This window comes from Micromonospora sp. NPDC049051 (genome assembly GCF_043197575.1).
GTDB lineage: Bacteria > Actinomycetota > Actinomycetes > Mycobacteriales > Micromonosporaceae > Micromonospora.
This window is the reverse complement of record NZ_JBICTL010000012.1, coordinates 63,594-89,647: the sequence shown is the minus strand read 5'-3', so window position 1 is coordinate 89,647 and position 26,054 is coordinate 63,594. Positions and strand designations below refer to the sequence as shown.

The 26,054-nt window shown below is 67.9% G+C and carries 28 protein-coding genes; 6 read left to right on the top strand and 22 right to left on the bottom strand.

Annotated elements, in window-relative coordinates; all coding sequences use genetic code 11:
* The 5 genes from ACGFIR_RS30455 to ACGFIR_RS30435 all read right to left on the bottom strand — a co-directional run.
* A partial coding sequence (locus tag ACGFIR_RS30455; RefSeq protein ID WP_393148754.1) for a type I restriction endonuclease occupies nucleotides 1-1,190 on the bottom strand: 1,190 nt, incomplete at its 3' end.
* Entirely contained in the window at nucleotides 1,165-2,430 is a 1,266-nt protein-coding gene (locus ACGFIR_RS30450; RefSeq protein ID WP_393148752.1) for a hypothetical protein, read from the bottom strand. The genes ACGFIR_RS30455 and ACGFIR_RS30450, both read right to left, overlap by 26 nt.
* On the bottom strand, nucleotides 2,423-3,997 hold the full coding sequence (locus ACGFIR_RS30445; RefSeq protein WP_393148750.1) for an N-6 DNA methylase: 1,575 nt from the start codon (nucleotides 3,995-3,997) through the stop codon (nucleotides 2,423-2,425). Before ACGFIR_RS30445 ends, ACGFIR_RS30450 begins: the two co-directional genes overlap by 8 nt.
* A gap of 299 nt (nucleotides 3,998-4,296) precedes the next feature.
* Complete coding sequence (locus ACGFIR_RS30440) at nucleotides 4,297-5,529, bottom strand: helix-turn-helix domain-containing protein (RefSeq protein WP_393148748.1); 1,233 nt, start codon at nucleotides 5,527-5,529, stop codon at nucleotides 4,297-4,299.
* A gap of 225 nt (nucleotides 5,530-5,754) precedes the next feature.
* Nucleotides 5,755-6,453 carry a recombinase family protein gene (locus ACGFIR_RS30435; RefSeq protein WP_393148746.1) on the bottom strand — a complete coding sequence of 233 codons (699 nt, stop codon included), beginning with the start codon at nucleotides 6,451-6,453 and terminating at the stop codon, nucleotides 5,755-5,757.
* A gap of 101 nt (nucleotides 6,454-6,554) precedes the next feature.
* On the opposite strand from ACGFIR_RS30435, the gene ACGFIR_RS30430 reads away from it, so the two are divergent.
* The gene (locus ACGFIR_RS30430; RefSeq protein ID WP_393148744.1) at nucleotides 6,555-6,689 is read left to right on the top strand and encodes a hypothetical protein; all 135 of its coding nucleotides are present in this window, start codon (nucleotides 6,555-6,557) and stop codon (nucleotides 6,687-6,689) included.
* Between the two features lie 902 nt (nucleotides 6,690-7,591).
* On the opposite strand, the gene ACGFIR_RS30425 is transcribed toward ACGFIR_RS30430, so the two are convergent.
* Nucleotides 7,592-9,232, bottom strand: coding sequence for a hypothetical protein (locus tag ACGFIR_RS30425; protein ID WP_393148742.1), 1,641 nt, complete (start codon nucleotides 9,230-9,232; stop codon nucleotides 7,592-7,594).
* 312 nt (nucleotides 9,233-9,544) lie between these two features.
* On the opposite strand from ACGFIR_RS30425, the gene ACGFIR_RS30420 reads away from it, so the two are divergent.
* Nucleotides 9,545-9,943 (top strand): hypothetical protein, encoded by a 399-nt coding sequence (locus ACGFIR_RS30420; RefSeq protein WP_393148740.1) that lies wholly within the window; start codon nucleotides 9,545-9,547, stop codon nucleotides 9,941-9,943.
* Nucleotides 9,944-10,052: 109 nt separating this feature from the next.
* Here ACGFIR_RS30420 and ACGFIR_RS30415 read toward each other — a convergent pair whose 3' ends face one another.
* Nucleotides 10,053-10,547 carry a hypothetical protein gene (locus ACGFIR_RS30415; protein WP_393148738.1) on the bottom strand — a complete coding sequence of 165 codons (495 nt, stop codon included), beginning with the start codon at nucleotides 10,545-10,547 and terminating at the stop codon, nucleotides 10,053-10,055.
* A gap of 711 nt (nucleotides 10,548-11,258) precedes the next feature.
* Here ACGFIR_RS30415 and ACGFIR_RS30410 point away from each other — a divergent pair.
* From ACGFIR_RS30410 to ACGFIR_RS30400, 3 genes are all read left to right on the top strand, one after another.
* Nucleotides 11,259-11,432 (top strand): hypothetical protein, encoded by a 174-nt coding sequence (locus ACGFIR_RS30410; RefSeq protein ID WP_393148736.1) that lies wholly within the window; start codon nucleotides 11,259-11,261, stop codon nucleotides 11,430-11,432.
* A 45-nt stretch (nucleotides 11,433-11,477) separates the two neighbouring features.
* The gene (locus ACGFIR_RS30405) at nucleotides 11,478-12,347 is read left to right on the top strand and encodes a GNAT family N-acetyltransferase (RefSeq protein WP_393148734.1); all 870 of its coding nucleotides are present in this window, start codon (nucleotides 11,478-11,480) and stop codon (nucleotides 12,345-12,347) included.
* Between the two features lie 406 nt (nucleotides 12,348-12,753).
* On the top strand, nucleotides 12,754-14,025 hold the full coding sequence (locus ACGFIR_RS30400; RefSeq protein WP_393148732.1) for a hypothetical protein: 1,272 nt from the start codon (nucleotides 12,754-12,756) through the stop codon (nucleotides 14,023-14,025).
* A 630-nt stretch (nucleotides 14,026-14,655) separates the two neighbouring features.
* On the opposite strand, the gene ACGFIR_RS30395 is transcribed toward ACGFIR_RS30400, so the two are convergent.
* The 8 genes from ACGFIR_RS30395 to ACGFIR_RS30360 all read right to left on the bottom strand — a co-directional run bounded on the left by ACGFIR_RS30395 (nucleotide 14,656) and on the right by ACGFIR_RS30360 (nucleotide 22,067).
* Nucleotides 14,656-14,940 (bottom strand): hypothetical protein, encoded by a 285-nt coding sequence (locus ACGFIR_RS30395; RefSeq protein WP_393148730.1) that lies wholly within the window; start codon nucleotides 14,938-14,940, stop codon nucleotides 14,656-14,658.
* A 1-nt stretch (nucleotide 14,941) separates the two neighbouring features.
* Nucleotides 14,942-15,934, bottom strand: a complete 993-nt coding sequence (locus tag ACGFIR_RS30390) for a caspase domain-containing protein (RefSeq protein ID WP_393148728.1) — start codon at nucleotides 15,932-15,934, stop codon at nucleotides 14,942-14,944.
* Between the two features lie 144 nt (nucleotides 15,935-16,078).
* Nucleotides 16,079-16,870 carry a DUF6338 family protein gene (locus tag ACGFIR_RS30385; protein ID WP_393148726.1) on the bottom strand — a complete coding sequence of 264 codons (792 nt, stop codon included), beginning with the start codon at nucleotides 16,868-16,870 and terminating at the stop codon, nucleotides 16,079-16,081.
* Between the two features lie 161 nt (nucleotides 16,871-17,031).
* Entirely contained in the window at nucleotides 17,032-17,577 is a 546-nt protein-coding gene (locus ACGFIR_RS30380) for a hypothetical protein (protein WP_393148724.1), read from the bottom strand.
* 45 nt (nucleotides 17,578-17,622) lie between these two features.
* Nucleotides 17,623-17,874: a hypothetical protein gene (locus tag ACGFIR_RS30375; RefSeq protein ID WP_393148722.1), complete on the bottom strand. Its 252-nt coding sequence runs from the start codon at nucleotides 17,872-17,874 to the stop codon at nucleotides 17,623-17,625.
* A gap of 142 nt (nucleotides 17,875-18,016) precedes the next feature.
* Nucleotides 18,017-18,922 carry a ParB/RepB/Spo0J family partition protein gene (locus ACGFIR_RS30370; RefSeq protein WP_393148720.1) on the bottom strand — a complete coding sequence of 302 codons (906 nt, stop codon included), beginning with the start codon at nucleotides 18,920-18,922 and terminating at the stop codon, nucleotides 18,017-18,019.
* 1 nt (nucleotide 18,923) lies between these two features.
* Nucleotides 18,924-19,670 carry a ParA family protein gene (locus ACGFIR_RS30365; protein WP_393148718.1) on the bottom strand — a complete coding sequence of 249 codons (747 nt, stop codon included), beginning with the start codon at nucleotides 19,668-19,670 and terminating at the stop codon, nucleotides 18,924-18,926.
* Between the two features lie 543 nt (nucleotides 19,671-20,213).
* The gene (locus tag ACGFIR_RS30360; RefSeq protein ID WP_393148716.1) at nucleotides 20,214-22,067 is read right to left on the bottom strand and encodes a hypothetical protein; all 1,854 of its coding nucleotides are present in this window, start codon (nucleotides 22,065-22,067) and stop codon (nucleotides 20,214-20,216) included.
* 414 nt (nucleotides 22,068-22,481) lie between these two features.
* Here ACGFIR_RS30360 and ACGFIR_RS30355 point away from each other — a divergent pair, with 414 nt between their 5' ends.
* Nucleotides 22,482-22,895: a TIR domain-containing protein gene (locus ACGFIR_RS30355; RefSeq protein ID WP_393148714.1), complete on the top strand. Its 414-nt coding sequence runs from the start codon at nucleotides 22,482-22,484 to the stop codon at nucleotides 22,893-22,895.
* A 127-nt stretch (nucleotides 22,896-23,022) separates the two neighbouring features.
* Here ACGFIR_RS30355 and ACGFIR_RS30350 read toward each other — a convergent pair whose 3' ends face one another.
* From ACGFIR_RS30350 to ACGFIR_RS30320, 7 genes are read right to left on the bottom strand one after another with little or no spacing between them, the layout of a single operon-like run.
* Entirely contained in the window at nucleotides 23,023-23,427 is a 405-nt protein-coding gene (locus tag ACGFIR_RS30350; RefSeq protein ID WP_393148712.1) for a hypothetical protein, read from the bottom strand.
* Nucleotides 23,424-23,723: a hypothetical protein gene (locus ACGFIR_RS30345; protein ID WP_393148710.1), complete on the bottom strand. Its 300-nt coding sequence runs from the start codon at nucleotides 23,721-23,723 to the stop codon at nucleotides 23,424-23,426. Before ACGFIR_RS30345 ends, ACGFIR_RS30350 begins: the two co-directional genes overlap by 4 nt.
* Before the next feature lie 50 nt (nucleotides 23,724-23,773).
* Nucleotides 23,774-23,983, bottom strand: a complete 210-nt coding sequence (locus tag ACGFIR_RS30340) for a hypothetical protein (protein WP_393148708.1) — start codon at nucleotides 23,981-23,983, stop codon at nucleotides 23,774-23,776.
* On the bottom strand, nucleotides 23,980-24,168 hold the full coding sequence (locus tag ACGFIR_RS30335) for a hypothetical protein (protein WP_393148706.1): 189 nt from the start codon (nucleotides 24,166-24,168) through the stop codon (nucleotides 23,980-23,982). The genes ACGFIR_RS30340 and ACGFIR_RS30335 overlap by 4 nt, the downstream gene beginning before the upstream one ends.
* Nucleotides 24,165-24,467, bottom strand: a complete 303-nt coding sequence (locus tag ACGFIR_RS30330; protein WP_393148704.1) for a bifunctional DNA primase/polymerase — start codon at nucleotides 24,465-24,467, stop codon at nucleotides 24,165-24,167. The genes ACGFIR_RS30335 and ACGFIR_RS30330 overlap by 4 nt, the downstream gene beginning before the upstream one ends.
* Nucleotides 24,468-24,501: 34 nt before the next feature.
* Entirely contained in the window at nucleotides 24,502-24,909 is a 408-nt protein-coding gene (locus tag ACGFIR_RS30325; RefSeq protein WP_393148702.1) for a hypothetical protein, read from the bottom strand.
* 28 nt (nucleotides 24,910-24,937) lie between these two features.
* Nucleotides 24,938-25,924 (bottom strand): NUDIX domain-containing protein, encoded by a 987-nt coding sequence (locus ACGFIR_RS30320; protein WP_393148700.1) that lies wholly within the window; start codon nucleotides 25,922-25,924, stop codon nucleotides 24,938-24,940.
* Between the last annotated feature and the right edge of the window lie 130 nt (nucleotides 25,925-26,054).

Below are 26,054 nucleotides of genomic sequence, written 5' to 3'. Positions count from 1 at the left end.
TCTTTGTCGGATTGGGTGCGGTGTGCCTCGTCGACCAGCACGATGATGTTGCCCCGCTTCGACAGGTTCTTGCCGGCGTTGGCGAACTTGTGGACGGTCGTGGAGATGACACCGCGCACGTCGTCAGCCAGCAGAGAACGCAACTCCTGGCTGGTGGCGGGCAGGTGGAAATAGGCGTCCCCCATCGCCGAGGTGAACACCCCGGAGGTCTGCCGGACGAGCTGCGTTCGATCCGAGAGCAGGATGATCGTGGGCGACGCGGTGCGGGTATCGGCCAACAGCAGCGAGGCGGCGAACACCATCAGCAGCGTCTTCCCGGACCCTTGATGGTGCCAGATCAGGCCCTTTGACCCGCCTTCCAAGATCCGCTCGTGGATCAGGTGCGCGGCCTCCATCTGCGGGTAGCGGGGCAGGTACTTCTTGTCCACCCCACCACCGGAGGTGTCGAAGAGGGCGAAGTTCGCGAGCATGTCTAGGACGGTCGCGGGGTTGAGCAGCAGCTCGACGGAGCGCTGCACGTCGGCCTGGCCGGACAGGTTCTCGTCGTCGGCGGTGGACCGGAACGGCTGCCACAGGTTCGTGGGCGCGCCAACGGCACCGAACCGCAGCTTCAGCCCGTCGGAGGCGACGGCGAAGACATTGGGGGTGAAGAACCACGGGTACTCATTGGCGTACACGTCGTTGATCTCGCGGGCGGCGTCGAGCCACCCGGACTTCGCGGTCGGCGACTTCACCTCGACCACGACCAAGGGCAGGCCGTTAACCCAGTACACGAGATCGAACCGGCGGGAGGTCTTGCCGGGGACAGTGATGGTCACCTCGTCCGACACGACCAGCGTGTTAGCAGGCGGGTGCTCAAACTCGATGACCTTCAGGGCATGCCACACGCCTTCGGCGTCCCGAAACTCCTTACGCCCGCGCAGCAGGTGCAGGACTTGCTCGTTGGCCCGCACCAGCCCGCCTTCAACAGCGTTCACCGTGGCGATGATTTCCTCGACCACCGCGTCCACTTCGAACCCATCGATCACCCCAGGATTGAGCCGAACGATGGCATCCCGCAGCTGGCCGGCGACCACCGTCTGCGTCGTCTCGCGCGGCAGCGACCTGCCCGCTGTGTAGCCCCAGCCCATCGGGAGGGACCACTGGATCATCAGGTTCTGGAACTCACGCTCCCGAATGCCCTTCGCCACGGATCAGACCTCCAACTAGGCGGGACTCAATCTCGATTGTGCGATCCAACAAGCCCGACAGCAGTCCCGTCCGAACCTGACGGAGACTGGCGGCCTGAACTCGGAGGGAGTCCATCGTCTCTACGACGGCGCCGAGACGCCCCGCCCAGTTCTGCTGGACGAACAACGGAACATCCGGTACGGGGAATCTGCTGAGGGTCGCGCGGTTGATGGAGGCAATCCCTGTGGTCTGGGTGCCGAATGTCTCGAACCACTCCCGACCGAAGGTGTTACCCCAAGCCGACACGAAATACGGGTCAAAGCGTTGATCGGTGACCCGGACCCTGAAGACGTGGTTCTGGTGGATGCAGTCGGGAATCTGGCCCTCCCATACGTGTCCCCGGCCAAGCTTGTCCTTGTCCCCGCCCTCGTTCATCAGAACGTCGCCCGGGTGCAGTCGAAGCTTCTCCGCCTTGGCCCGGGTAGTCTGAATCGTCGCCACCTCAGACAAATTCAGGTGATGTCGATGGACATTCGCTACGCGCAGATACGGCACCTCGACAAGGTCCGGCTGCTCAAGGTCCTTCTTGTTCTTGGTGAGACCTCCCGAGATATCGCAAAACGACCCCAGTGGGACCGTCCCCTCGTCGGCAACGGCTACCGCCATCTCCCGTCCCAGCGCCCACCAAAGCTCATCGAGCACGTCCGCCTCGGAACCGAGTGCGGTGATCTGGTCGTCCACCGCCCGGATGACTTCGACGATCCGCTCCTGAACGGGGAACGGCGGGATGTCCATGACGATGTTGAGGAAGTCCGCGGGCTTCACCCGCTCGCGCCTGCCGCCCATCCCCTTCGACGCGCCTTGGAGTGCGTCCCACATGCTCTGCGTTGTCGTGAGGATGCGGAAGAAGTCGGGGTCCAGGTCAGACGCGAAGGCGAAGGTAGGGAACTCCTGAGACGCGAACGATTCCGGCAGATCGTCGGGGGTAACCGTGATCGCGCCTTCGAATGCCTTGAGCCGGCTGTAGACGAGCATGCCGGGGCCGATCCGGTTGAGCTTCTTGTAGGCCGTAGAGCTTCCTGCGACGGGATCGCGGTAGAGCAGCCCTCTCCCCCTGTTCAGGACTCCTACGGTCGGATAAGTCTGATTCGGGTCCACATCGACGACCTCCACGTTCGATGTGAGGAATCGCGAGAGAGGTGCGCGAACCCATTCCTCCTGCGCGTCGGCTGCCGGGTCGCTACTCGTCGGGTCACTCATCGAAGCCCTCAATCCCGGCCTCGGCGAGGACGGAAAGCATGCGCTGCTCGGTCTTCTGGCGCTCGGCTCGGGCGATGTTGTAGGCGTCGATGAGAGTTCCGAGGTCTTCCTGTTCAGCGGCGGCCTGCTTGATGTAACGGCCGATGTTGAGGTCGTACCCGTTCGCCACGATCTCGGTGGTGGGCACGAAGCGCGCTACCAGGCCGCCTTCTCCGTCGGGGTCTACCGGGTTGCCATCGGCATCCAATCTCGGGTGGTAGGCAGTCACGACGTCGGCGATGTCGGCGTCAGTGAGGATGTTGCGATTCTTGGCCTTGGCGAACCGCTTGGAGGCGTCGATGAACAGCACCCCGTCCTGCCGCTCCGGGGTCTTGGTGCCGGGTGCGCGGAACACGAGGATGCAGGTGGGGATCGTCGTGCTGTAGAAGAGGTTCGCAGGCAGCCCGATCACGGCTTCCAGGAGGTCGTCGTCCAGGACGCGCTGGCGGATGGCTGCTTCCTGGCCGCCGCGGAAGAGAACGCCGTGGGGCAAGACGACGCCGGCACGCCCCTTCTTCGGGTTCATCGACGCGATCATGTGCTGCACGAACGCCCAGTCCGCCGACGACTGTGGAGCTACACCGCCGATGGCGCGCGGGTCCTTGGTCCAGGGCTTCCACTTCAGGCTGTAAGGCGGGTTGGCGACGATCACATCGAACTGGGCGATAGACCCGTCCGGCTTCTTGAAGCGCGGGTCCTTCAGGGTGTCGCCGACCTCAACCTGGAACTGGGTGAGGTTGTGCATGAAGAGGTTCATGCGTGCCACACCCGCAGTGTCCGCTACAGCCTCCTGCCCGTACAGCTTGAGCGTGTAGCCACGCCCGCCGTGGGCCTTCAGGAGGTTCGCGGAGGCGATGAGCATCCCGCCCGACCCACAGGTCGGGTCGTACACCGACTCGAAGCTCTTGGGAGCCAGGACCTCGACGATCAGCTCGACGACCTCGCGCGGGGTGAAGAACTGGCCGGCGCGGGTGCCCGACCCATCGGAGAACCGCTTCAGCAGGTACTCGTACGCCCCACCGAGCACGTCGTGGGACATGTTGCCCTCGTGCATCTTTGGGGTACGGTCCATCGCCTGCATGACCGCCGCCAACACCTCCCCCGACAACACCTCTTCGGAGGTCCAAGTCATGGACCCGAACAGGCGGGAGAACTTGTCAGGGTTGGCCGTCTCGATGGCCTGCAGGGAGGCGCGGACCCGCTGGCCGAGGCCGGGCTGGGTAATGGTCGCGAGGATGGACGACCAGGAGGCGCGACGCTGCTGGACGGTGCCGGGGTGGATGAACGGGATCTCGAACGATTGGTAGTCGCGGTACTCGATCTCGTGGGCCTCCTCGGCGGAGAGGCCATCCAGGCCCTCGTTGTCGTCCAGGAACTCCTGGTGGTGGTGCTCCCAGGTGTCCGACAGGTACTTCCAGAACATCAGCGGGAAGACGACCGAGGAGTACTGCGCTTCGGGCATCGCCACGCGCAGCTCGTCGGCGGCGTCCCACAACCGGTTCTCGATCTCCTGCTGGATCACTGCCATCAGTCGGGGTGTCCTTGCTCGTCAAAGGGTGGCGACCCGAAGGCCGCAGTGTTCCGGCTGGCCACCCTATTTCGGGCGAGCCCGGCATGTACACGCCGGGCGTGTCCTGCCAGGTGAACACCCGCGTGTCGGCTCCGCCTGAAACTGACCACGTGGTTGCGGGCGGGCTCCAGTACTTGTCGTAACACGGTGAAGAAGGCCCTAGCCAGTGATGAGCCGCGAGCAGCTGGGGCAATCGAGATCATCGTCCGGTTCGGCTCGGCGAGCAGCTGCAGCGCGTACGCGACCCCCCGGCCCGTTCACCAAAAGGCCGACGGCTGACCGAACCGGACGGCGATCTCCTGCAGCTGTGCCGGGACCGTGCTGGCGCCGCGGCGCAGATAGAACTCGGGTCGCTTCGGGTTGTACGCGTACCAGCGGCCGCCGGCGCTCACCTCGACCAGCACGACGGTCTTACCGTCCACCGGCACTGGGCGCACCGTGACCGGAGGGTCAGGGTCGATGTTGTCGCGGATCATGCTGCGCAGGGTGCGCATCTGCTCGTCGAGCTTCGTCGCGTCGACGCCGGCAATCTGCCCGTCGTCGGTCACCCCGACCAGCACGGTCCCGCCTTCGCCGGAGGCGAAGGCGGCCACCGTCTTGAGCGTCTTCTTGCGGGACTCGCCGGTGGGCACCTCCTGCTTGAACTCCACGTACTCGGTCTCGCCGCCGGCGATCAGCACGCTCGCGTCGGCGCCCGGCAGGTCCCAAATCACCGTACGGTCGCCGTCGCCGCCAGTCCCTGGCACAGGGAAGTAGCGGAAGTCCAGCCAGTCGTCGTCGGAGCGCAGCATTAACAGGGTGGCTGGAGCCAGGCCGCGTGGCAGCCGCAGCCGGACCCGCCCGGTCGCGCCGACCGGGCGGAGCTGCGAACCGTCCGGGGTGGTCAGCTCCACCTGTGCTCCGGCAAGTTCAGCGCCCTTAATGACCACCGTCAGTGCGTCCGGGGCGATGGTGACCCGGTGGATCCGACCGCGGTGGTCCAACCGGACGATGCGCCACAACATGTGTGGAGGACGGGGGCCGTTTTCGACGGCGGCTGCGTAGAAGAAGGCATTGAACGCGGCCTCGGCGTGCAGGAAGCTCGGCCCGTTGCCGACCAGTACCTTCCGCCGTCGCGTCGGCGCCTGCTTGGCTGGGCTGAGCTGCCATTCGGTGCGTGGCCACGGCAGCACTGTGTTGTTCCAGCGCACCTGGCCGGCGAGCCGCTGGAAGTTGCCGCTTGGCTGCGCAGCAGGCGCGGACACTGTCAAGCCGGCGATTTGCTGCGGCTTCTTCCGCACCAGGTCGGCGGCCAGGGATCCCGATAGGTGGCGCTCGACGAAGGCGTCATCGCTGTAGAGCCAGGTTCGCTCGGGGCCGGTACTGTCGGCGCCGATCAGCACCTCGCCATAGCTGATCTGCCAGCCGTCCTCACTGCGATACAGAGCCAGCCGGACGTCAACGTCGGCACTCTGCTCGATCATTCCGGTCAGCTCGTCGACCGGCGTCATCCCGCTCTCCATGGCCCGGTACCTCCCGCGTCGCCTCGTACTGACGCGGGCGTCATCCGCCACGCTGTTCAACCTGCTCGGCAACCGGCCACGAGCGTACGCGGTGCTGGCCGAGGACCGCCGCTCAGTTAGCGGGCGTCGAGAACCCCGGCGGCGGCCCGGCCCCAGCCGGGAGTCCAGCAGCCCCGGCAGCCCGTTCACCACGTACAGCACTGGTGCCGCTGCTCACCGGTCTTGCAGGGCGGCCTGGTCGTCGCGTTGGGCCGGAACGAGGCCAGGCAGCGCGTTGTACAGGGTGCTGCGAGATACGCCGAGGAGCTTGGCGATCGAGGTCATCGTGCGGTTCGGCTCGGCGAGCAGTTGCAGCGCGTAGGCGACTTTCTCTGGGGTCATGGCCGGCGGCCGGCCGAGGCGTTGCCCGCGGGCGCGAGCGGCGGCCAGGCCCTCGTTGGTGTTGGCCACGATGATGGTCCGTAGGAACTCGGCCAGCGCGGCGAAGACGTGGAAGACGAACATCCCGCCTGCGGTGGTGGTGTCGAGCTTCTCGTGCAGGGACTGGAAGCCGATGCCGTGACGGTTGAGCCGGCCGACGATGCCGATCAGGTCCTCCAGCGAGCGGCCGAGCCGGTCGAGCGAGACGACGGTGAGCACGTCGCCAGGCCGGATGTACTCGAACACCTTGGCCAGCTCGGGCCGGTCGGTGTTCTTCCCGGAGGCTTTGTCGAAGAAGCACTTGGCGCAGCCGGCCGCAGTAAGTGCGGTTTGCTGGCGGGCAAGATTCTGCTCGCGGGTGGAGACCCGGCCGTAGCCGACAAGCACGCCTGCGGGCGGAGTCGAGGCGAGCAGGTCGTCCTCGGTGGGCGTGGGGGTGACGGTCACGCCGTCCAGAGTGCCCAACAAACCCGTCGTCACGTTGTTGGACACGCCGACTTCTCGGACGGGTTTTTCAGACACGATTTACCCGCCCCGATGGCACATCTTGATCTTGTCTGGAAAACGATCGTTTCCCACACAAGATCGGCACCGTGCTCTACACGGCCACCGTCACCGCCGCCGCCTTGACCGCCCTACTCGCCCGGTCCCCGCAACGACGCCGCGACGCCCGCGCCGTACTCACCATCCTGCTGCGCCGCAGCCTCGCCCCCCACCCCAGTGACTAGTGCCGAGGACTGCGGAGATCCGTGCACGCGACTTCGGACATTGACAACCGCTACGCCAACCACGGCGGCGGGCACGCCTTCCTCATCGAGAACTAGCGACGGCACCAGGTCCGGCCCGCCGACCAACCAGGGTCAGCGGGCCGGACCCGCACGTCAGGCAGCGCCCTACCAGCCGCGCCGAATCTGGTAGGGCGGCAACTGGTCCCGCAGCACCCCCCGCGAACTCCGTCCGCAGGGCCGCCAGGTCGACAGGCCGTCCGCTCATCCGCTGGCCCAACCCGGCGAGGGGCCACGCGGCGAGGTAGCCGAATCGCGCCGCGTAGACCCCGACGGTGTGCAGACCGTACCGGTCCGAGTAGTCCATCAACGCGAGCTCCAGCGCCGGCTCGGACACCAGCACCCCCTCTTCCCCGCCCTTCCCCGCCCGCAAGCACAGGCGGGAAAGAGCGCTGGCGGCCGCGCGCATATCCGGGGGCGGTTCCGGGCTTTACGTCGGCGCTGCTGGCACCGTCGGGGAGTCGTCCGCGGAGCGGGAGGGCTGGTGGACCGCGAGGCCGCTGCCGACCGCCGGGGCCGGTACGGGAGGTCCGCTGGCGACGACGGCATGGAATCCGCTTCGGGTCGCGGGCGGACCGCTACCCGATCCCGATCCAGTCCCGAAGTATCGCAACGGCGACCTGGACGAGGACCGTCTGGAGGACGGCGCCCACGGCCAGTTCGTTTCGTCTGTTGCAGCCGCAGAGGTGCTGGTACTTCGCGGCTTGGTGCTTTTTGCCCATTACGCCCCTTCTATTCGGATCCATTCCGCTTTCTGGCGGTGGGAGGCGGATCCGCCTCTGGAACCAGTTCAGCAACAAGGGGAGAGGTTTCTGTAATGCTGGGTGTCACAAGATCAGGTACGGTCACTCATCGTCGAGCCAGGCGAGAGGGGCACCGGCGCGTACGCCGGGCTGGAAGAAGCCGTCCTTCCACGCCTCGTTCATCAGCCCGCCCAGAATTCGGCGGCGGGCCCGGAAGGCGTGTTGGGCGAGCACCGTCACGGTTCCAGGCGGCATCGCCGCCGTGGCCCTGCCGGCGAGGGGCCTGCCGGGCCACGTCCAGACCGGCCGTGCGGTCTGGGGTGGATCGATCCCGTAACGACGGCATGCCCGGGCGAACATCCGGGCGTTGCCCAGCACCGCGTCCAAGGCAGCCCGGGCGCCCTGCTCATCGGCGGTGAGCTGGCCGATCACCGCCATCCTCTGCTGCTGGGAGATGGCGTACGCCTCCGCGGCCAGCTCGCGATACTGCACCACGTCGATCAGCCCGAGCTCGTACGCCGCTGCGGCGGGCAGCCGCAGGGCCATCGGGACCGAGGAGTCGTCGAAGGCCTCCGCGCCGTGTTGCCAGTCCAGCAGCACGGCCTCGATGAAGCCGCTGATGTGCCGGTCGGCGATCCCGCGAGCGCCGGCGATCAGCGGCGCGATCTCCGGCACCGGCGCGGTGCCGTCAACGAGCGGCCACACCACCCGCCGGCTGCCGACAGGGAAGGCCAGCAGCTGCCCGGCGTCGAGCCACTCCCGATACGGCTCGGGGACCGGGCTCTCCCAGCGTCCGGCGTGCACAGCCCGCCAGCCCGCGGGCATCCGGACCCGCCAGCCGGGGGAGCGGACATCGTGCCGGGTGGAGCGCTGGTCGGCCACCAGCCAATCCTCGAAATCCTGCATCGCCACCGCGCGCCGGGCTCGCCACACCGCGGACGCGCCCCGGCCCGCCCAGGTGTAGGAGCTGGACCTTCCTAGGTAGTGCGCCCGCACGAACTCGTCGGCGTGCCGCAGGTCCTGCAGCCGCTCGTGCCAGCCGTCCGCGCTCTGCGCGTGCAGCATCCGCTCATTGTCATCGGCGGCCGGGCCCGTCAGCAGTTCCCGCGCCAGCGTGGCGGCCGCGTCGAACCGGGCCGGGGAGTGCCACGGCCGGTCTTCCAGAATTTCGTCGACCAGCAGCGCCTCCCGGTGCCGCGCGTAGTCCTCGGCCTCGCGGGCGCGGTCGGCTCGCGCGTGGACCGCCAGCTCCGGTGCAGTGGTGGTCGCGGCCGCCGCCAGCCGCCACAGCCCGACCGCCGCATCGTGCCGCAGCAGCGGCCGCAAACCGCGTAGGAACTCATCCTCGAACGGCTCCACAACCGCAATCGCGGTCATCACCGCGTCGGTGAGCCGCCGGGCCTGATAGTCCCGATGCGCCCGCGGGGACTGGCCGGGCAACTGCAACGACACCGCCCGCAGTCGGTCCAGCGTGCCCGCCGGCACCCGCAGCCGCAGCCTCTTCGGTCTCGGCCACTCCCGCCGCGCATCGCCGTTCCACCGGGCCACGCCCGGATATCGCAGCACCGTCGAGATGTGCGTCAGCCGCTCCCCGACTGGCAGGTCTTCCTGCCGCGCGACGTGTGCCAGCAGCATCCGCCGTACCGTCTCGTCCCGAGACCGCCCCTCACGCGCAGCAACCGTCATTAGCGCGGTTAGCGCGCACGGGGGCACCAGCACATTACTTTCCTCGCGATCCGGCACCTCCCCAGCAGAGCACGCCGGGATCGACCAGGTTGTCTCTGGGCGGGTGATGTCCTGGCCACCGCGGGTCAAAACGCTAGCTATCTTGCCTGGCGCATTCTCGTCGCCAGGGCGCTACTCCTACCGATGACTTCCATGATCAGCCGCGTTTGCGGCTGGTGACGCTTTTCTTACCGGCAACCCAAAGTGTCAGCCGTGGCGCTTTCGCTGACATCGAGATGGCCGATCAGCGCTGACATCGAGGTGGCGTCTCTCAGCTCGCCACAGCGGGGCATCGAGACCCGTCGCCCCCCACCCTTACACTCTGCGCTCATGAGATTTCGGAATGTTGCCGCCAGCGGGATCGCGCTCGCGGCGATGCTGGGCGCGACCGGGTGTGGCCACCCCTCGTACGACGAACGAATGCAGTACCTCGACAAGGTGTCCCAGCAGGGCATCGACTACCGGGTCAAGCTCTACGAGCAGAAGACGGCGCCCTCGAAGGACGCCTGCGCGATCGGCTACGAGCTGCTCGACCAGTCGCCGCCACGTGACGGTGATCTGGCCTCATCCGCGAAGTGGCTCGACCGGGTCGAGGAGGCCTACATCAAGAGCTGCATGACCGGCGAGCTGAAGCCCAAGCCCGACGTCGACGGCGTCGACGCCGTCACTGCGGTGCCCGTCACCGCGCCCCCTGCGGCCCCCAGCGCCTCGGCATCCCCCGCCACCTAACCGCGCATCGCCTCACCACCGAAGATGACGAGCGGCCCGAGTCTCCTTCGGGCCGCTCGGCATCACTCGACAGTCGGGCGATTACGCGGAATCACCACGGTCAGCCAGGTCAGCACTCCCCCGTCAGGTCGGCCACGTACTCGAGCGCCGCGTTGCCGTCGGCGCGGGTGGTCCAGCCGTGGCAGACCACGCCGGCGTCGGCCAGCACGGTGGTGGCCCACTGGCACGCCTCGTCGACGCTGGCGGCCGGCAGGGCGTCGTGGTCGGCGTGGGGCTTGTCGTCGGCCAGGAGCAGCCACGCGTCGTCGACCGGGTCGTGCACCAGCCGCCACTCCCCCACCGGGCCCGTCCCGGCCGCCGCTGCGGTGGGATCGCCGGCGTGCACTGCGAGGTACGCCGGCCGGCCGGGCAGCAACTGCCCGTCGGCCCAGCCGGTGACCTCGATCCGGTGCCGCTCGGCCAACACCTCGGCCGCCCACGCCTGGGCGCCGTCGACGTCGTCGGGGTCGGTGAGGTGCTCCGCGCCCGCGGCCGGCTTGTCGACCTCCAAGTCGTAGAACAGCAGCCAGCAGCAGGCGTCCTCGGCGTCGTAGGTCAGCGACACCCGCGCCGGCACCCTCCGCGTCGACCTGGTCGACGGCGGTCTCGCCGGCGGGCGGCTCGATGGCGGCCAGGCGGGCCTGCTCCCACTCGGTCGGGGTGTAGCCGGCCTCCTCGACGAGGCGGTCCAGCCACTCCTTGTCCCCCTCGGTCCAGGCCTGGTAGGTAGCGCGGGCCTGCACCTCGCGGCGGGCGATGCCGAGTGCGTGAGCGGCGTGTACCCGGGTCGGCCAGTCCGCTCGACGGACGTCCTCCCACCACCTGTAGTTGGGCAGGGCTGGGTCCGGGGCCGACGCCGGCATCGACCAGCCACCGGTGGGCGAGCTGGGCGCACTCGTTGCCCGGCGCCCCACAGCCAGGCGTCGATGATGTCCGCCGCCGACTTCGGCAGCTTCGGCGCCCGAGCGGCCAGCACGGCCGCAGCCTCCGACCGGGCGGTCATGGCCCTCCGATGCTCCCGGTCATCGGTGATCCCCTGCTGCTCGACGGGGCTGCGGTTGTCCGCGGCCTTCGGTTTCCGGCCGGTCGAGTAGTACGTGATCGCACCCCACGAGTCGACACCTGCGGCTAGCTCGCCGGCCTTGCGGGCGGCGGTGATCGCCTTCGCCCCGGTCAAACGGCGCTGCCAGTAGTCGTTGCCGAACTGCTTGATCGGGTCGGCGATGACCGGGGTGCCCTCGGCGGCCAGTTTCTTGCTGGCCACGTCAATCGCCGTTTGACGCTCCCGGATCCGCTGGACCTCGTTGACCAGGTTCGCGGCGGCCCAGTGATGCCGGCGGTCATCGCGCAGCCTGTACGCGGCCAGCATCAGGTCCTGGTCGCCACCGACGGCGTCGACGAACGCAAGCGCGTCCTTGATCTGCAGGCCCGATTCGCGGTCGCAACGTGACGGTACGGTGACCCTCTGACAGAACGACTGGGGAGGTCATGGAACGTGGGTAAGAAGCGTAGCTCCCGGGCGCGTCGACGAGAGCCAGTCCGGCACCCGATTCCGCAGGCCCGTCTACACACGGCAGCGCCACCGCAGCCCGAGATCGAGCACCTGACGGAGACGGACCTGGTCGATGGTTGGTCACCGCTTCCGCAGGTGCGGATCCGCCAAGCCCGCGCCGAGGACATCGACGCGGTGACCGCGCTGTCACGGCTGGCGGGAGTCGACATCGAGGTCGAGGTGATGGACGCCGTCCGAACTGGCATCGCCGGCACGGAGGTTCGAGCTGGCCTACGCGAAGGTGGCAAGGACGGGTTCCTGCGCGTCATGGCTGGCAGGTTCGCCGAGTACCAGAGTGCCGACCAGCGGCAGCTGTTCGCGCACGTCACCTTGGTCCTGGTCGCCGAGCACGACGAGCAGGGCGTCATCGGGGCGCTCGTGGCGTACCCCCCATTGGGTGTGGTCGGACAGATGCTGCAGCACAACCAGCGCGTCGGCGGCGGCGTCAAGCAGGCAACGCAGATTCTGACGATGGGCGTGTTGAAGATCTGCCGCATCAAGTCCCTGGCGGTGGCCTCGCAGGTTCGTGGCCACGGCATCGGCGCCGCCCTACTCGGCTACTGCCACCAGGTGTACGAACACCTGGGCTACATCAGCGTTTACGGGCAGGCGCCGACCACCCCGGGACTGGATGCCTTCTACCGGCGACAGGGCTTCGAAGTCCTCGACACCGGGGTCGGCTTCGACCCCTGGGTGGTCTTCGGCGTCCACGCCGACATCCGCCCGGCCCCACAGGAGCGGATATTCATCTGGAATCGGCCGCCCGGTCGCCCCAGCAGGCAGCGGCCCGTCCTCGGAGGTCGTCTCAGCTAGTGGACCGGATCAGCGAGACGTCCCCCGGCGCGGGCGCCTGGTCCAGCGGGGTGGACGACGGTGTCGGGGCTTGTGCCGACGGGGTTGACCTGGACGATCTCTCCTGCCGTCACCAAGGGCGTAAGGGCACACAACCAGTGCGCTGATAACCGCTGCGGCGCGCCGGAGCCCGGCTGTGTACTGCACTCTGTCACCACCGTCTCGCATCATGTATAGATGACGGGTGCTCCACGCTGCTCAGGCGGCCATCTGACCCACGCGGAGCACCCTGACCGACCAGCCAGTCAGCACTGATCGGCACGGATTACCCTCCCCGGCGCCCGCGATGTCGGGAAAGGGATCCCGGCAGACTCCCGACAACATCGCCGTTGCCGGGCCCACCTCTCGTGCCTCAAGGACGACCCGAATGAGCACCGCTGCTCACCGCTCGCCTGCCCGCAACACCCGCCCGTACGTCGTGGACGAAGCCACGATCCGGCGGCGCAGCGCCAACCCCGACGCCGCCGAATACACCCTCTACGTGCGCAGCCTCATCGACGACTACCTCGGTATCGGCGGGCAGTCAGCGATCATCCGCAACGCCCGCAAGCGTCGTCTGGACTTCCCCGGCTTGAACCGACAGAAGCTGTCCGAGCAACTCAGCCGCTACCGCCTCGGTCCGACGTGGGAGATGACCGAGCTGATCATCGGGTGCCTGCCGGACAGCTGCGACACGGCCAGCATCCGGGCCGTCGCCGCGGGTTGGTACGAGTGCGCTCGCGGTCACCGGCCCCACGGCTACAACGGCCCGGTCAGCCGGCCGCCAGGCAAACCGGGCCAGCGCAACGTGCCCGAGAGCGAGCCGGTCGTGCCGGTCCTGCAGCGCAAGCTCGCCCGGCTGCAGGACCGCCTCAGGGAGGAGACCGCACGCTATATCGACAACCTGCGGGCCTCGGAGAACAGCCGCAACTACGAGGTGCGCCGCGCCAACCAGCTCGAAGCGCAGTTCCACCAGACCAGGGACGAGCTGCTCCGGGTGAAGACCATCGCCGCGGAAGTCGCCACCCTTCGGGAGGACTACGCCCGCCAGTGCGTCTACCTCGAACTCATCGCCGCGCCGGCTCTCCGCGACAAGCCGATCATCGACCTGCCAGAACCGCCCGTCGCCCGTCGCCGGATCCGCCTCGGACACCTGGTGACCACCATCGACCCGCAGGTCCCGCCGGCGCGGCGGGCGTTGGCCCGCTACCTGTGCACCTACGCCGAGTTCGCCGGCGTGTCCCCCACCGAGCTGGCCAGCAGGGCCGACATCGCCGCGACGGTGACGATGGACATCCTCGCCGGGCGCTTGGTGCCCACCACCGCCCACGCCACTCGCCTGACCGCCGTGCTGGACTGCGTGCCGGAGACCCTGCGGCACCTGACCACCGCCGCCAGCAACGCCACCGCCCTCGACGAATGCTTCTGGCACATCGCCAGCACCGTCAACCAGACGAACTCATCAGCGCAAGCCATCAGCGCTGGCGAGGCTGTCGGGTCGGATCCCGACAACCGTGCAACACACCCGCACACCGACCCGACACCACCGCCAAGCGGGATCGCCGATCGGCTCCGGCAACTCGCCACCCTCTATCGCGACGGCCTCATCAGCGACGGTGAGTACGCCGAACAACGCGAGCGCATCCTCGGCGAGCTGTAGGAACCTGTCACGCGTCGCCCTGGACGCGCCGGCACCGCCAACTCAGGGCAGTATTGCGCTCCACCGCGCCCCGCTCCTTCGCCGTGAGCCCGTCCGATTCACCGGGACGGGCGCGCGGGCTCGCTGCCCCTACCGCTGCACGGGCGGGGTGTTCATGATGGTGACCTTGTCGCCGCCGATCAGGGGGGGCGTCGACCGGGCCCTTGAGGTACGGGGCGATCCACAGCGGCCGGTGGTCGTTGAGGCTGGGGTACCAGTGCTTGCGCCAGTGGCCGCGCACGACCCACCGGTGCCGCCACTCGCGGCCGCCCCGGTCGGCCTCGGAGTCTCCGTTGGCGCTCAGGACGCGGCGCAGCCGGGCCACTCGCACGTCGCGGGGCGGCAGGCCGGCGCGTTCGGTCCGGCGGCGCTCCGGTCGCGCCGTGGGTCAGCTGGTCAGACTCGACGAGGTTGGCCTGCGCGGCGAGCTGGAACGCGGCGAACATCAGCCGCGCCCAGCTCAAGGTCGTCATCGGCGCATCCGGTCCGGGGAGCTCGAACTCGTCGACAGGGTAGCCACAAGATCAACGCAGAACCTAACGTTCGGAGCTGACCCGATGTGAAAAGTCGCCGGCAGTGCCTGGCCGGAGCTCAGCGGCCGGTGGACCGCAACACGGAGCCGATCACCGAAAGGTACTTCCGTACCTGCTCCCGGTCGCTCTCCTTCTCCGCCTCCGTCAGGTCAGCGTAGGCGGTCGACATCTGCTCGGTCCACCTCGCGACTAGTGCGGCAGGGATGATGAGCGAGCCGTCACCGGCCGGAACGCACTGCGAGTGCAGGTAACGTTGCCAGTGCGACCAGCGTTCGTGCTCCACCGCCGCCAACTGCTCCATCACCTGTGCCGCGCGGAGAACGGCCGGCAGATCGTCCAACATGTCAGATCAGGCCTCCATCGACTAGTCGCCAGTAGTGCTGTCCGAGCGCGGTCAACCGGCAGGATCTGCTCCGCATGGCGGCATGCCACATATGCGGTGCGTCGACTGGACGCAGGAGGTTGACCCTCGCATAGTTCTGCAGGACTCGGAAGGTGCGTGTGTTGACGGGGTCGGGTGGCGGGATCGAACGATCGAGCTGGTCGGCGGCGGACCGCTCAGGTTCGAAGCTCGGGTCGAGCCGCAACTCGTGGTCCGCCGACGGGAAGTATCTCGTCAGCGCCTGGAGTTCCACCAGGGCGATGGGTGGCTCGGTCTTCCGGAGAGACACGAAGGTCTTGACGTTGGTCTTAAACACCGGTCGCTGCGCCCAGGTCCCGAGCGACTGATCGATGTGCGCGTACACGCTGCCCGGGGTGATGTCGCCGGTAAGGTTGGCCGCCCCTCCGTTCAGCGCGTCCACGAACAGGTTGGTGAAGATTCCGGAACCGCCACCTGGGGTCTCCATGGCGTACTGGTTGGCGGTGGAGGCCGTCAGGATGGTCACGCCGTCGGAGACCTCGGCCACCTGCCTGCTAAGCGGGTTGTTGCCGGTGACCCCGCTGTGGCAGCTGTCCAGCACGATGACCTTATTGCGAGCCGGGGACGTGTTGGCCCACGTCATCACCTCGGACAGGGCCAGCCCGTCGTCGCCGTACGCGGCATCGCTGGAACACAGGAAACCGCCGGTGTCCTCGATATATCCGTGGCCGGCAAAGTAGAACAGTGCTATCTCGGCCGCATCCGCGAACAACTCCCGTACGGCCGCTTTGAGCTCGTGTTTGCTGATTGCCTCGGTGGCGTCGCGCGCCGTCAGGATCAGCGGAGTGACGAAGTTACGCGTGCCGTCGGCATGCCGCTCGAGCACAGCATGCACCGCGGTAGCGTCATTGACGCATCCACTGAGGTCACGCAGGCGTTCGTAGTAGTCGATACCGACGATCAGTGCTTTTCGCATGGCCCCCTCTCCGGGTGGAGTCCGACCAGCAGCTTCGCAGACGGCTTAGCCGGTAGCACCAGTACGCACGGTCAGTTTGGTCCGGTCGTTCAGCCACTGGCCGAGCGGAATGCCGGTGGCCGTCGGCGAAACACGAGAGCAATGCTACCGGCGGCAGACCCAGCGGATTAGCTTGCCACCCTCGCGCGCCAGCGTTGGCACATCCGGAACTGCGGGAGCCGGCGCGACCGGAGCGAAGACCGGCGCGGGCCGGACCGAGGGTGCCAGGTGTGTGAAGTCGACGCGGACGATCCGCCGCGCCGAGATGACCGTGAAAGTCGATTCCAGGTTGTGCTTCTGCCCGTCAGTCGTGACCAGCCCGAGTGGTCCGTGCAGCAATATGTCGCGGTCGGCCGTCTCGCCGGTGTCGATGTTGAAGTGATCGAGGTACCCGATGACATAGGTCCCGTCGTCGAGTTGGGCGCCAACCTGGATCAACCCCGGCTCGTCGCCGTCGAAGGCATGTGCCGCCACGTACCAAGCCGAGGTCGGCGTGATCGGAGCCGGTGGTCCAACTGCGAGGCGGACGATCCTGGATTTCGCCAGCTGCTTCGCGACGCGTGACTTGGCTAGTCGCGGGTCGGCAGCGAGCCAGGCGAACAGGCTCGCTGCGGCGAGGTACGCCACAGCCCACCAGCCGACCTGGACATGATGGCCCACGAAGAACTTCTCCGGCGCCTGAATCAGACCGCGGATGTTCAACGTCCGGGTCGGCCAGATCGCGCGCGCGCCGGCGAAGAGGAGCCCTGTCACGAAAAGGCTGACCACGCTGGCGGTAACGACCTGAATGGTCTCCCGGAACGCGGATCGGTGAGCCTCCGGCACGGCGCGCTCGCGGCGCAGCACGTACGCGAGGCCCGGTGTGAGCATGAAGAGGAATAGGAACACGCCGAGCAACGAGGAGGGTATCAAGGTTCCGGTCTAGCTCCGGTCGCTGTTTCCCCCGCTGCTGGGCGGCGGAGGTATCGGCGGCGTGGACGGTCGCACCGGCCGGTCGATCTTCGGCGCCTGTTCCTGTCCGCGCTTCTCGTTCTGGGAGCGGTCGGCCCTGCTGCTGGTCATGTCCCACCTTCTCTTTCGCCTACCCGAGTTCTTTCACGAGTGGGAGTCGAGTCGGTCAGTACCGTACCGGGATTCGGCACGACGTTGGCGGGTAGGTGCCCGTGCGTGGTCGCCTCTTCTCGGCCAAAATAGCCACGTCGAGTCGGTTCTGTGGTTGCGCTGCTGATGGCGGCCGGCAGCGCGGGCGACATCACGCTGGGTGCCGGACGCTGGCAGAGAAGCCCAAACTCATCGTCGTCGTGCCGGCGGCGAACGCCGGCACGCCTGGGAGATGCGGTGGCTGCTGGACCACCACAAGCTCGACCCGCGATCATGTCGATCCTGACGATCGGCGCGCGGCCCAGCGCCACCCGGGTACGTAGGTCCACCTGGACGACCGAGCCGTCCTCGATGCTCGTGGGCACCAGCCGGTCACTGGCCAGTAGCAGGCCGCTGGGACTGGGCACCGCCACCGCGTCGACCTTGTCGAGGGCCATCGGGGCCGCGCCAACCAGTGCGCCGTCGGTTATGTCGACCACGAGGAAGCGGCCGCCGTACGCCACAACCCTCCACGGGCGCGAGCCAGCGCGCCGGCACTCTTGAAAACTTTACGGCTGGCCGCGTCGAGCAGCAGGACGCCTCCCTCCCGCCGGCGTGGTGACCGCAATCCGGTCACCAACCTCGGCGGGGTCGGCAACCACGTTCGGCAGCGCGGCCGCCCAGGCGAGCGCGCAGTCGCCGGTCGCCGAGCGGCACAGCGCGACAACGCCGAACGGGTCGCGGGTGGTGACGTAGGTGAGGGCGCGGCCGGAGAAGATCATCATCGGTTTGGCGCGAAGCGCAGCAGCGCCCGGCTGCACGAGTCGACGCTCTCGAAATCGGCGGGCGCGTGCCCGTGCGGAACAGGCCCGATCCGTTCTGACTGGAAGTAGTAGAAGGCGGCGGAAGGGCATCGGCGAGCAACCCGGCGTGACGGGTTGCTCGCCGATGCCAATGGAGTGGCTACTGGTCCTGGCCGTTGGCGGCTGCCGACGAGCGCAGAAGAAGATTTGCTAGGGCTCGTAGATCCTCGCTCGTCATCTCTGCCCGCAGCGCCTCCGCGATCTTGTCAGGCGTGCCACCAAGGCGTCTGATGGCGGACGCAGTTGCTGACCTCCGCGCGCTTGGCGCGTGGGGTGAGGTTCCATCAGGGCTGTGCTCTCGGTTAACCGCGGTTAATTCCGGTGGCTCGGTTGGTTGCTGTCGCCGTTGCAGCTCTACGAGTTGTTCGTCAGGGGGAAGCTGGTGGAGATCACGGACGTCTCGGAGAGGAAGCTCTCCGGACCGCAGCAGTGTCTGTACCTCCAGTGCCAACTTGAGCAGATTCAGTCGCTGAGTTACCCAGGCGGGGGTGCGAGATAGGCGCGCGGCGGCCGCCTTACCTGATCCACACTCCCGTACCAGTAGCTGAACAGCCTTGGCCTCCTCGATTGGATCGAGGTTCTCGCGGTCGAGGTTCTCGGCGGCCGTGGCGCTGACCCACGCCTCTCTGCTGTCCGCCAGGTTGTTCTTGACGACGATGTCCAGCGTCGGTTGGCTCGCCAGGAGCGCCGCCGCGCGTCGTCTGCCGCCGGTGACCTGTACCCATGCGGCTTTTTCGATCGCAGCCTCATGCTCCGGAAAGATGCGCAGGAAGGCTTCCCGGGCTACCACGGCACAGGGCTGGAGTTGCCCGTGCGTACGCATCGACTCGGCGATGCTCTCGATCTTCGCGTGGTCGGCGTCGAGGTCCCGGGTGTTCAGTGGGTTGGCCGCGACCTGGTGAACCCGGGCCGTTCGTGGTGCCGCCTCGGCGAAGGTCGGTACCCGCGCCTCTGGCAGCACCGGATCGCTGGCGAGGTCCGAAAGATTTACTCGCTTACCCGCCACGTCAGACCTCCTGGAGGTTCGGTGCGCTGGCCTGTGAGGGGATTGCAACTCCCCCGCCATAGCCCATCTCCAGCGCTAGCCGGAAGAAGTCCTCGCGTGCCTCCATGGCCGTCCGATTCTTCGGGTACTGCGTGACGACCAAGCCCTCTGCGGAGGCTCGCGAGTGCAGCTTGTACCGCCGGATGACGGTGTTGCACATCGGCCAGCCCTTGCGACGGATGAACTGGGCGGTCTGCTGAAGATCGGGGAGCCCGTCTCGCGGGTCCCAACTGTTGACGACTACCCGATACGGAATCCCGCGCGGCGCTATGACGGACTCGATCGTTCGAGTCGTCGGGTCGTAGCAGAGCGGCTCAGGCACCATCGGCACGAGGACGTCATCGCACTCGTCGAGCGCGGCTTGGAGGATGCGTTCGTCCTCTAGCGAGCCCGGCGTGTCGACGAAGATGTGCTCGTAGTGCAGGTTCCGCAGCTTGCGGAGATCGCGGGGGTCGTCGACCTGGGCGAAGTCGAACGGTAGTCCGCCCCCTTGCTGCTCCACACGCTTTGACCACCACACGGACGATGCTTGGGGGTCCGTGGACGCAACCATCACCGGGCTCTCCGGGTCGCCGACAGCTTCAGCGGTTGACCGAAGGATCGGCTCGGGGTTGACCAAGACATCGTAGGTCACTGCCCCCAGATTTACGGCGAGGGTGGTCTTACCGACGCCGCCCTTCTGGTTGGCGACGACATGCACCTGAGTCATGCGGGCTCCGTTCCGTGTGCTTCCCGGGGCCGATCGTGGCCGCGGTACTTCGGATGCCTGCCATGCTAGGGCTGTCCTGGGCCTGGCCAGAAGCCCGGTCCGGGCCGGCGTGTTTTTCGGTTAACCGCGGTTAACCGACACCGCAACGACTGTGACCACCACCGTCGGTGCGCTGGATCGTCCCGATCGAGCGCGCCGACGGACATGGGCTGGGGCGACGGGTTGACAACTCCTAACCCTTTGAGCGTTGGAGTCGGCGCCAGCAGATGGTGGCGCAGGCGAGGGTGGGGAGGGCTTCGTGGATGTCGTCGCGATTTCCCAGGGGATACGTAGGCGGCGGAGCCAGTGCAGCAGGGCCGCCCCTGGATCCGCGCCCGGAGCAGGTGCAGCGACTGTCGCTGTCGCCTACCTGACACGAGCAGTGTTCACGGCGGAGGTGTCGACGAACATGCGCCGGTGAAAGATGTTCAACAGCGTGGACGAATGCCCAATACGTCCTAACCCCCGCCGGCTTGCACTGGATCATCGCCGCAGCGGCCTTCTTCATTGCCTAACGGCCTCTGCGTCAGGTTGTCCCCACACGCTGCTGGCCACAGACATCGCCTCATGGATAGCGGCGGTGTAGGTCCAGGCGGTGCGGCGACGCGCGGACCAGCCCCGCCAGGACCCCCACCCACGTTGCGGCAGGTGGACCAGAACCAGTGTCCCGTCGGCGACGGGCCAGCGGGTTAGCGAGGCAAAGATGGGGTAATTACGGACCTCCCGCAAGAACCGGTCGAAGGCGACGTGCAGGACCGTTCTCCTTCTCCTCGGGCCCAGAATGAGGACCACGCGGCCGTGGGGCAGAGCGTTGGCGATCATCCTGAGTTCGTCGCGTAGGCCGGGACGGATGTCGTCGGGTGTGGCCGAAACGACGACAGCGTGCGCCTCGTGGGCCCACCGCGTCACTTGCATGAGCCAGCCCTCCTGCATAAGAACGCTCTTCGCAGCGCCGAGCCGGGAGAATCTCGTGCCTGGCTGGTCCACTGCGATGACAGGACCAAATGCGGACAGCGCCTTGGCGAGCACTTCTTCGAAGCGGCTGCGCCGGACCGGGTTCAGCCACCCGGTTAGAACCTGCCACAGTCCGCTGCGACTCAGCGCGGAGACGGGAAGTTTCTGCTGGTCATCGCCGAAGTTGCGCAGGTAGAGAATGTGGGGCCGGGGGTCCGCCTCGATCGCCTCCCAGGCGTTGCGCATTCGCAGCCGTCGCGCGAACCGGTCGAACAGGGTACCCAGCGCGGCGATGACGACAAGCCCGACCGCTGGCAGCAATAGCGCACTGGATTCCGAAAGCCCGCTGTTCGTCGTGTGCGCCAGAAGTCCCAGGATGATGAGCGCGAAGAGCATGACCACCGGCACGGTGGAAAAGACGACCGCCAGCAGCATCGCCACCGCCGCGCCGACGACCCGCCGTGGCGAGGGCCGCGCGATCCGGAGCCGTCGGCGAAGCGGGATTGCCGGTCCGGTGGCCTGGTGCCGGCAGGCAACGTGGATACCGACCGCCACCCCGACCAGCAGCGCGGCCGCGCCAAGGCGCGCTGAGGTCGCCGCCACGCTGTCGTGTGGCGGCAGCAGCGCACCGAGGAGGAACATCCCCGCCAACACCGCGACTGCATAGGCGAACCGCTGACCGCGGTGCCGCCACCGGAAGGCTCTGGCCTTCCCGTCAACTGCGACTAGACGGGCATCACCTCGGCCGGTATCGAACCTCGGCCGGACCGCCCACCCGGCCAGCGTGACGGTCCCGACCAGAAAGATCCAAATCGACAGGATCGACGACAGGACTCTGGTGAACGGCGGCAGAAGGAAGGTGACCCGCGGCTCGCTGGGGAGTTCAGCCGCAATGCCCCGGGCCGGTGGCCCAGTCAACCGTCCGCAGGCGGGAAACGTCAGGGTGGCGCATCGCATCCACAACTGGATCGAGTACGGGCCCTGTACCCACTTCCGCACCGCGGTGTGGTTGTCGAGCGGAAAAACGGCGTCCGCGCCGCCGAGGTAGCTTTCCGCTCCTGTGGTACGCCCCATGCGCAGCCGATCGGCGAACGCCTCGTCGGCCAGATAGCGCGCTGCCTCTTCGGGGCAGGTCCACCAACTCAGGGCAAATGCACTGCCGTCGTCTCCCGTCCAAAGCCGCCCGGTTCCTGGGAAGCAGACGCCAGCGCCGGTGTCGACTGGTCGAAGGGCATCACTAGGCTTCTCCTCCGTCCAGTTTCCAGGGACATGCTGACTCGGGGTAAAGCTTGTGAAGATCTCCGGCGTCGGGCCCGAGCCGTGCGCCGTGCCCAACGGCAGGACGGCGAAGACCAGGCACGCAACGAGGACGGCCAACACCGATGGCGACACCCACCGCTTCATCGCCTGATTCTCTTAATGGAGCCAGCGCGCCCAACGGCTTTGTCGGATCGATGACCCTACTCATGGCCGCAGGAGGACGGCAGCCGCCAAAAGGGTGGTCACAGAGACTTCGAGGCTAGACGTAGGCCATAGAGCGCTCGCGAATCGATGGCGAAGCCATATCTCGGCGTCGAGCGCGTTGATCTCTGCCGCGAGCTGCTGGTATCGGGTGGCGAGACAGACGAACTGCACGCCTGCGGTGCCGGCTTTGGCCCACGCTCTTGCCGAGGCAAGACGGGGTATCCGCGTCAAACAGTAGACCCTCTGCATGACCGGCGGCTTGGCAGCGCGGCTCGCTCGGGGTGTCCGCCGATACCAGCATGTCGGTACTGGGCGTTACTGTCTGCTGTTGACCCGGACTAAGGAGTACCCCTGATGGCCAACCCACGCGCCTTCGTCAGTTTCGATTTCGACCACAACCAGACCGAAAAGATGCTGTTCGCTGGGCAGGCGAAGAGTGACTCGCCGACGCCGTTCACGGTGCACGACTGGTCCAGCAAGACCTCGCTGCCGCAGAGTCAGTGGGAGAATTTGATCAAGATCAAGATGGCGAGCACGAACATGTGCATCGTTTTGGTCGGCAAGTACATGTCGACCGCCACAGGTGTCGCGAAGGAGATCGCGATGGCCAAGGATCTCGACGTGCCGGTCTTTGGTGTCTACGTCGGCGGAGGGGGGACCAGCAGCATTCTTCCGGCCGGGCTGCAGCGCAACCGCACCTTGGCTTGGAAGTGGAGCAACATCGCTGCGGCTGTCACTCAGATGATGGGTGAGGGAAAGAACGCGTGAAGCGTGGCCCGGCGTATCCCGGCGCCCGCCTCCTGGTCGACGTCGAGCCAACGAGAGAAGCACCCGTGTCCCCGGTTGCCGGGGGCACGGGTGCTTCCGTTGGATGCCGGGTCGCTGCGGTCTGCTGTCACGCGGGCATGTGGATGACCGGCAGGTGCCCCTCGGGCCCGTACCGGTTGCCCTCGCTGGTCAGGATCGATGCTTGGTGCTCCAGGGCGGCCATCACCGTGGCGGCCAGGTCGACGCGCCCGGTGAGACCACGCCAGTAGGACAGCTCCTGCCACGACTCACCCCGGGTGGGCAGCCGTGCACAGGAGTCGTGGCTGAGCAGCCGGTGCAGGTGCTTTCGGTGCTTGGCGTCGGCGGCCAGCTCCAGGGCCTCAGCGGCAGTAACGGCGGTGACGCCGAAGCGCTGGCCATCGGTGATGACCTCACCGATGGGTTCCCCGACGTGGATCGAGTACGGGTAGGCCAGCAGCGCTGAGCGGTCCAGCACCAGCACGACCGGACGCTGCTCGCCCTCGACGCTCACGCGGCCGGCCGGCTGGCGTCGTCTGCCTCATCCTGCATGTGCTGGCGCACCCGGTCGCGCACGGCCTCGTACCGCTCGTGGGGCCATTGGGCCTGCACCTGTAGCCGGCGAGCACGGGCCTCGGCCATGCCTTGCTCGGTGAGCTGCACCCCGGCATCGGCCATCAGCGCACGGAACTCGTCCATGCGCCTGCGGTCGCGGACGGCTTGGGCGACGTACGCGGAGGCGTTGGGCTGCCGCTCCAGGGTCTCGGCCACGTCCTCGGGCACGGAGACGGTCACTCGGCGCTTTGTCATACCGATCAGGCTACTCCTGTCATACCATTACGTACAGCAACCGCGCGAACTCAGAAAGGCGCTGGGCCGGGGGTGCGGTCCGGGACCGGGGTCGGGGGCTGTTGGCCGACGTCGGCCAGCTCTCGCGCCAGGTCACGCTCGATCAGCTCGGCTTGGCCGTTGAGGTGGGTGCAGGCCGGCCGCTCGCAGGTGAACCCGCCGCCCGGAAGCCGCCGGTGGTCCTGGTCGTAGGCCGTCGCAGTGCTGTCGCTCTCGGTCACGATTTCTTCCTTTTGTCCGGTGGCGCACCAGCGGGAAGTTCGGCGCGCAGGTAGAGGGATACGCCGTCGCCGCTGCGGCGGGGGACAGGCCGGCTGGTGTGTGTGACGGTGAGGGCCTCGGCGACGGCGGCGGCAGCAGCGTGCAGCTCGTCGACGTCGTTGGCGACCAGGCGTACCCGGATCACGAGGTGACCGCCGCGGTGGTGTGGCGCGAGTTGGGCAGGCGGGCGGTGAGCCAGGGCGGTAGCGGCGCGATCGGCAGGTCGCGGGCGATCGTGTAGGGGCGGCCGTCGACGACGGAGCCGGGGCCGACGAGGTAGCCGCCGAGGCGGTGGCCGGGGGCGCGGACGTCGATGCCGGGCCACCGGCTGATCGAGTTGGGCACCACGATGCCGATCGGAGCGCGGAAGTAGAGGTGCAGGCCGTCGTGGGCGGTGGCGACGGTGAGGGTGTTCGGCCAGGGCCAGCGGGCAGCGTAGCGCAACCCACCGACACCGTGCCTGCCGTGTGGTGCCCGCTCAGCGGGAACCACACGGCAGGCGACGATCCGTGCCGTGCCGGCCGCACTGGCTCGTCGACGGCGGCGGCGGGTCGGTTGGTCGGTCTCTGCGGTACAGGGCCTCGGTAACGGTGTCGATGCCGTGGCGGTCAATCATCTGCTGCAACTCTTGCGCGGGGGTGGGTCGGCCACGGCTGTCGGCGCGGTTCGCTCCCTGCCCGTGCAGCCCGAGAGCGAAGCGAACGGTCTGCTCGTCCGCGCCGTTGCGCAGGGCCTTGGAGATCTCGGTGGTCTGCTGCTGTTGGAGGCGGGCGGCCTCCTTGCTGAGCTTGGTCCGGCGGGGGTCCCTGGGGCCCATGCCGGCCAGCTCGGTCTCGACGCGGTCGAGGTCCCGGCCGGTGCCGATCGCTCTGTTGATCCAACCCATGTGTCTGTCCTCCTGGGGGCAGGGGTAGTCAGTTCTCGTACCAGCGGGTGATCGGGAACGCGCCCGGGGTGTCGGCCGGCGCCGTCTCCAGGTACCACTCCTGATCGGGGCCGGCGGCCTCGCTGATGTTGACGCCCCACTCGTGGCGGATCTGCGCGTGAGGGGCGGCCGGGTCGGCGGGGGCCAGGGCCTCGCCCCGCACCTCGCGGGCGTAGCGGCGCAGCGCGGTGAGCAGCCGGGCCGGGTCGTGGTGGCCCAAGGCGATGATGTCGCCGTCCTCGCCGATGTCGCTCAGCGCGATGCCGTTGATCTCGGCCACCATGTCCAGCGTCGGCCACGTCGGGCCGCCGAGCAGTTCGGCGAGCATCTGCTGGTGCGCGGATAACACGATGCCACCGGTGGTGGTGGCCAGGTGTCGGGCCAGGTCGGTGTAGCTGTCGGCGCGGATCCACTCGGCGCGTTGGGCGTCGTCGCCGGCGACCAGGGCCGGCAGGTGGTCCGGCTCGTGCACGCCGAGGTCGATCGTGGTGAGGGTGGTGACCATCCACGCCTCGTCCGAGGCACGCGGGTCCGGCACGTAGCGGGCCGGCAGCGTCCGCACCCACGGGTCGGCGAGCGTGACGACCAGGCCGGTCTCCTCCCTCAGCTCCCGCGCCGCCGCCTGCGCGGGGGTCTCGCCCGCCTCGATGTGGCCGCCGGGCAGCGCCCAGCCGTCCCCACGCGGGCGCTCGATCATGACGATCCAGCGGGCGCCGGTAGCGTCGGTCGCGGTCACCGCGGCGTCGGCGCAGCGTGCCTCGCCCCAGTGCCCGAGCCGGTTGCGGCCGTAGCGCACGGGGGTGGACTCGCACGGGTTGACCGGGCGGCCGGCCACGACCCGGAACGGGAGCGCGGCGGCGGCCTGCCGGGCGGGCCAGTCGTCGATGCGGGTCGGGTCGGTCTGGGCCTCGGCCCAGCCCTCGGCGACGCCGCGCAGGTAGACGTCGGGATGGGTGTAGGTGCGGGGTTCGGTCATGATGATGCTGCCTTTCGGTGTCTCGGGTTGCTGCTCAGCGGTTCGGGGGCTGGAGGTAGTGGTCGGGGTTGTGTTCCAGCACGACCCCGACCGCGCGAACGGGTGGTGTCAGGCGGGGCAGGTGCTGCCG

What these genes read in the sequence shown, in the direction of transcription:
- ACGFIR_RS30450 (WP_393148752.1), bottom strand. Translation starts at nt 2,430, where the DNA reads ATGAGTGACCCGACGAGTAGCGACCCGGCAGCCGACGCGCAGGAGGAA.
- ACGFIR_RS30445 (WP_393148750.1), bottom strand. Translation starts at nt 3,997, where the DNA reads ATGGCAGTGATCCAGCAGGAGATCGAGAACCGGTTGTGGGACGCCGCC.
- ACGFIR_RS30440 (WP_393148748.1), bottom strand. Translation starts at nt 5,529, where the DNA reads ATGACGCCGGTCGACGAGCTGACCGGAATGATCGAGCAGAGTGCCGAC.
- ACGFIR_RS30420 (WP_393148740.1), top strand. Translation starts at nt 9,545, where the DNA reads ATGAGATTTCGGAATGTTGCCGCCAGCGGGATCGCGCTCGCGGCGATG.
- ACGFIR_RS30400 (WP_393148732.1), top strand. Translation starts at nt 12,754, where the DNA reads ATGAGCACCGCTGCTCACCGCTCGCCTGCCCGCAACACCCGCCCGTAC.
- ACGFIR_RS30395 (WP_393148730.1), bottom strand. Translation starts at nt 14,940, where the DNA reads ATGTTGGACGATCTGCCGGCCGTTCTCCGCGCGGCACAGGTGATGGAG.
- ACGFIR_RS30390 (WP_393148728.1), bottom strand. Translation starts at nt 15,934, where the DNA reads ATGCGAAAAGCACTGATCGTCGGTATCGACTACTACGAACGCCTGCGT.
- ACGFIR_RS30365 (WP_393148718.1), bottom strand. Translation starts at nt 19,670, where the DNA reads ATGACTCAGGTGCATGTCGTCGCCAACCAGAAGGGCGGCGTCGGTAAG.
- ACGFIR_RS30360 (WP_393148716.1), bottom strand. Translation starts at nt 22,067, where the DNA reads ATGAAGCGGTGGGTGTCGCCATCGGTGTTGGCCGTCCTCGTTGCGTGC.
- ACGFIR_RS30355 (WP_393148714.1), top strand. Translation starts at nt 22,482, where the DNA reads ATGGCCAACCCACGCGCCTTCGTCAGTTTCGATTTCGACCACAACCAG.
- ACGFIR_RS30345 (WP_393148710.1), bottom strand. Translation starts at nt 23,723, where the DNA reads ATGACAAAGCGCCGAGTGACCGTCTCCGTGCCCGAGGACGTGGCCGAG.
- ACGFIR_RS30325 (WP_393148702.1), bottom strand. Translation starts at nt 24,909, where the DNA reads ATGGGTTGGATCAACAGAGCGATCGGCACCGGCCGGGACCTCGACCGC.
- ACGFIR_RS30320 (WP_393148700.1), bottom strand. Translation starts at nt 25,924, where the DNA reads ATGACCGAACCCCGCACCTACACCCATCCCGACGTCTACCTGCGCGGC.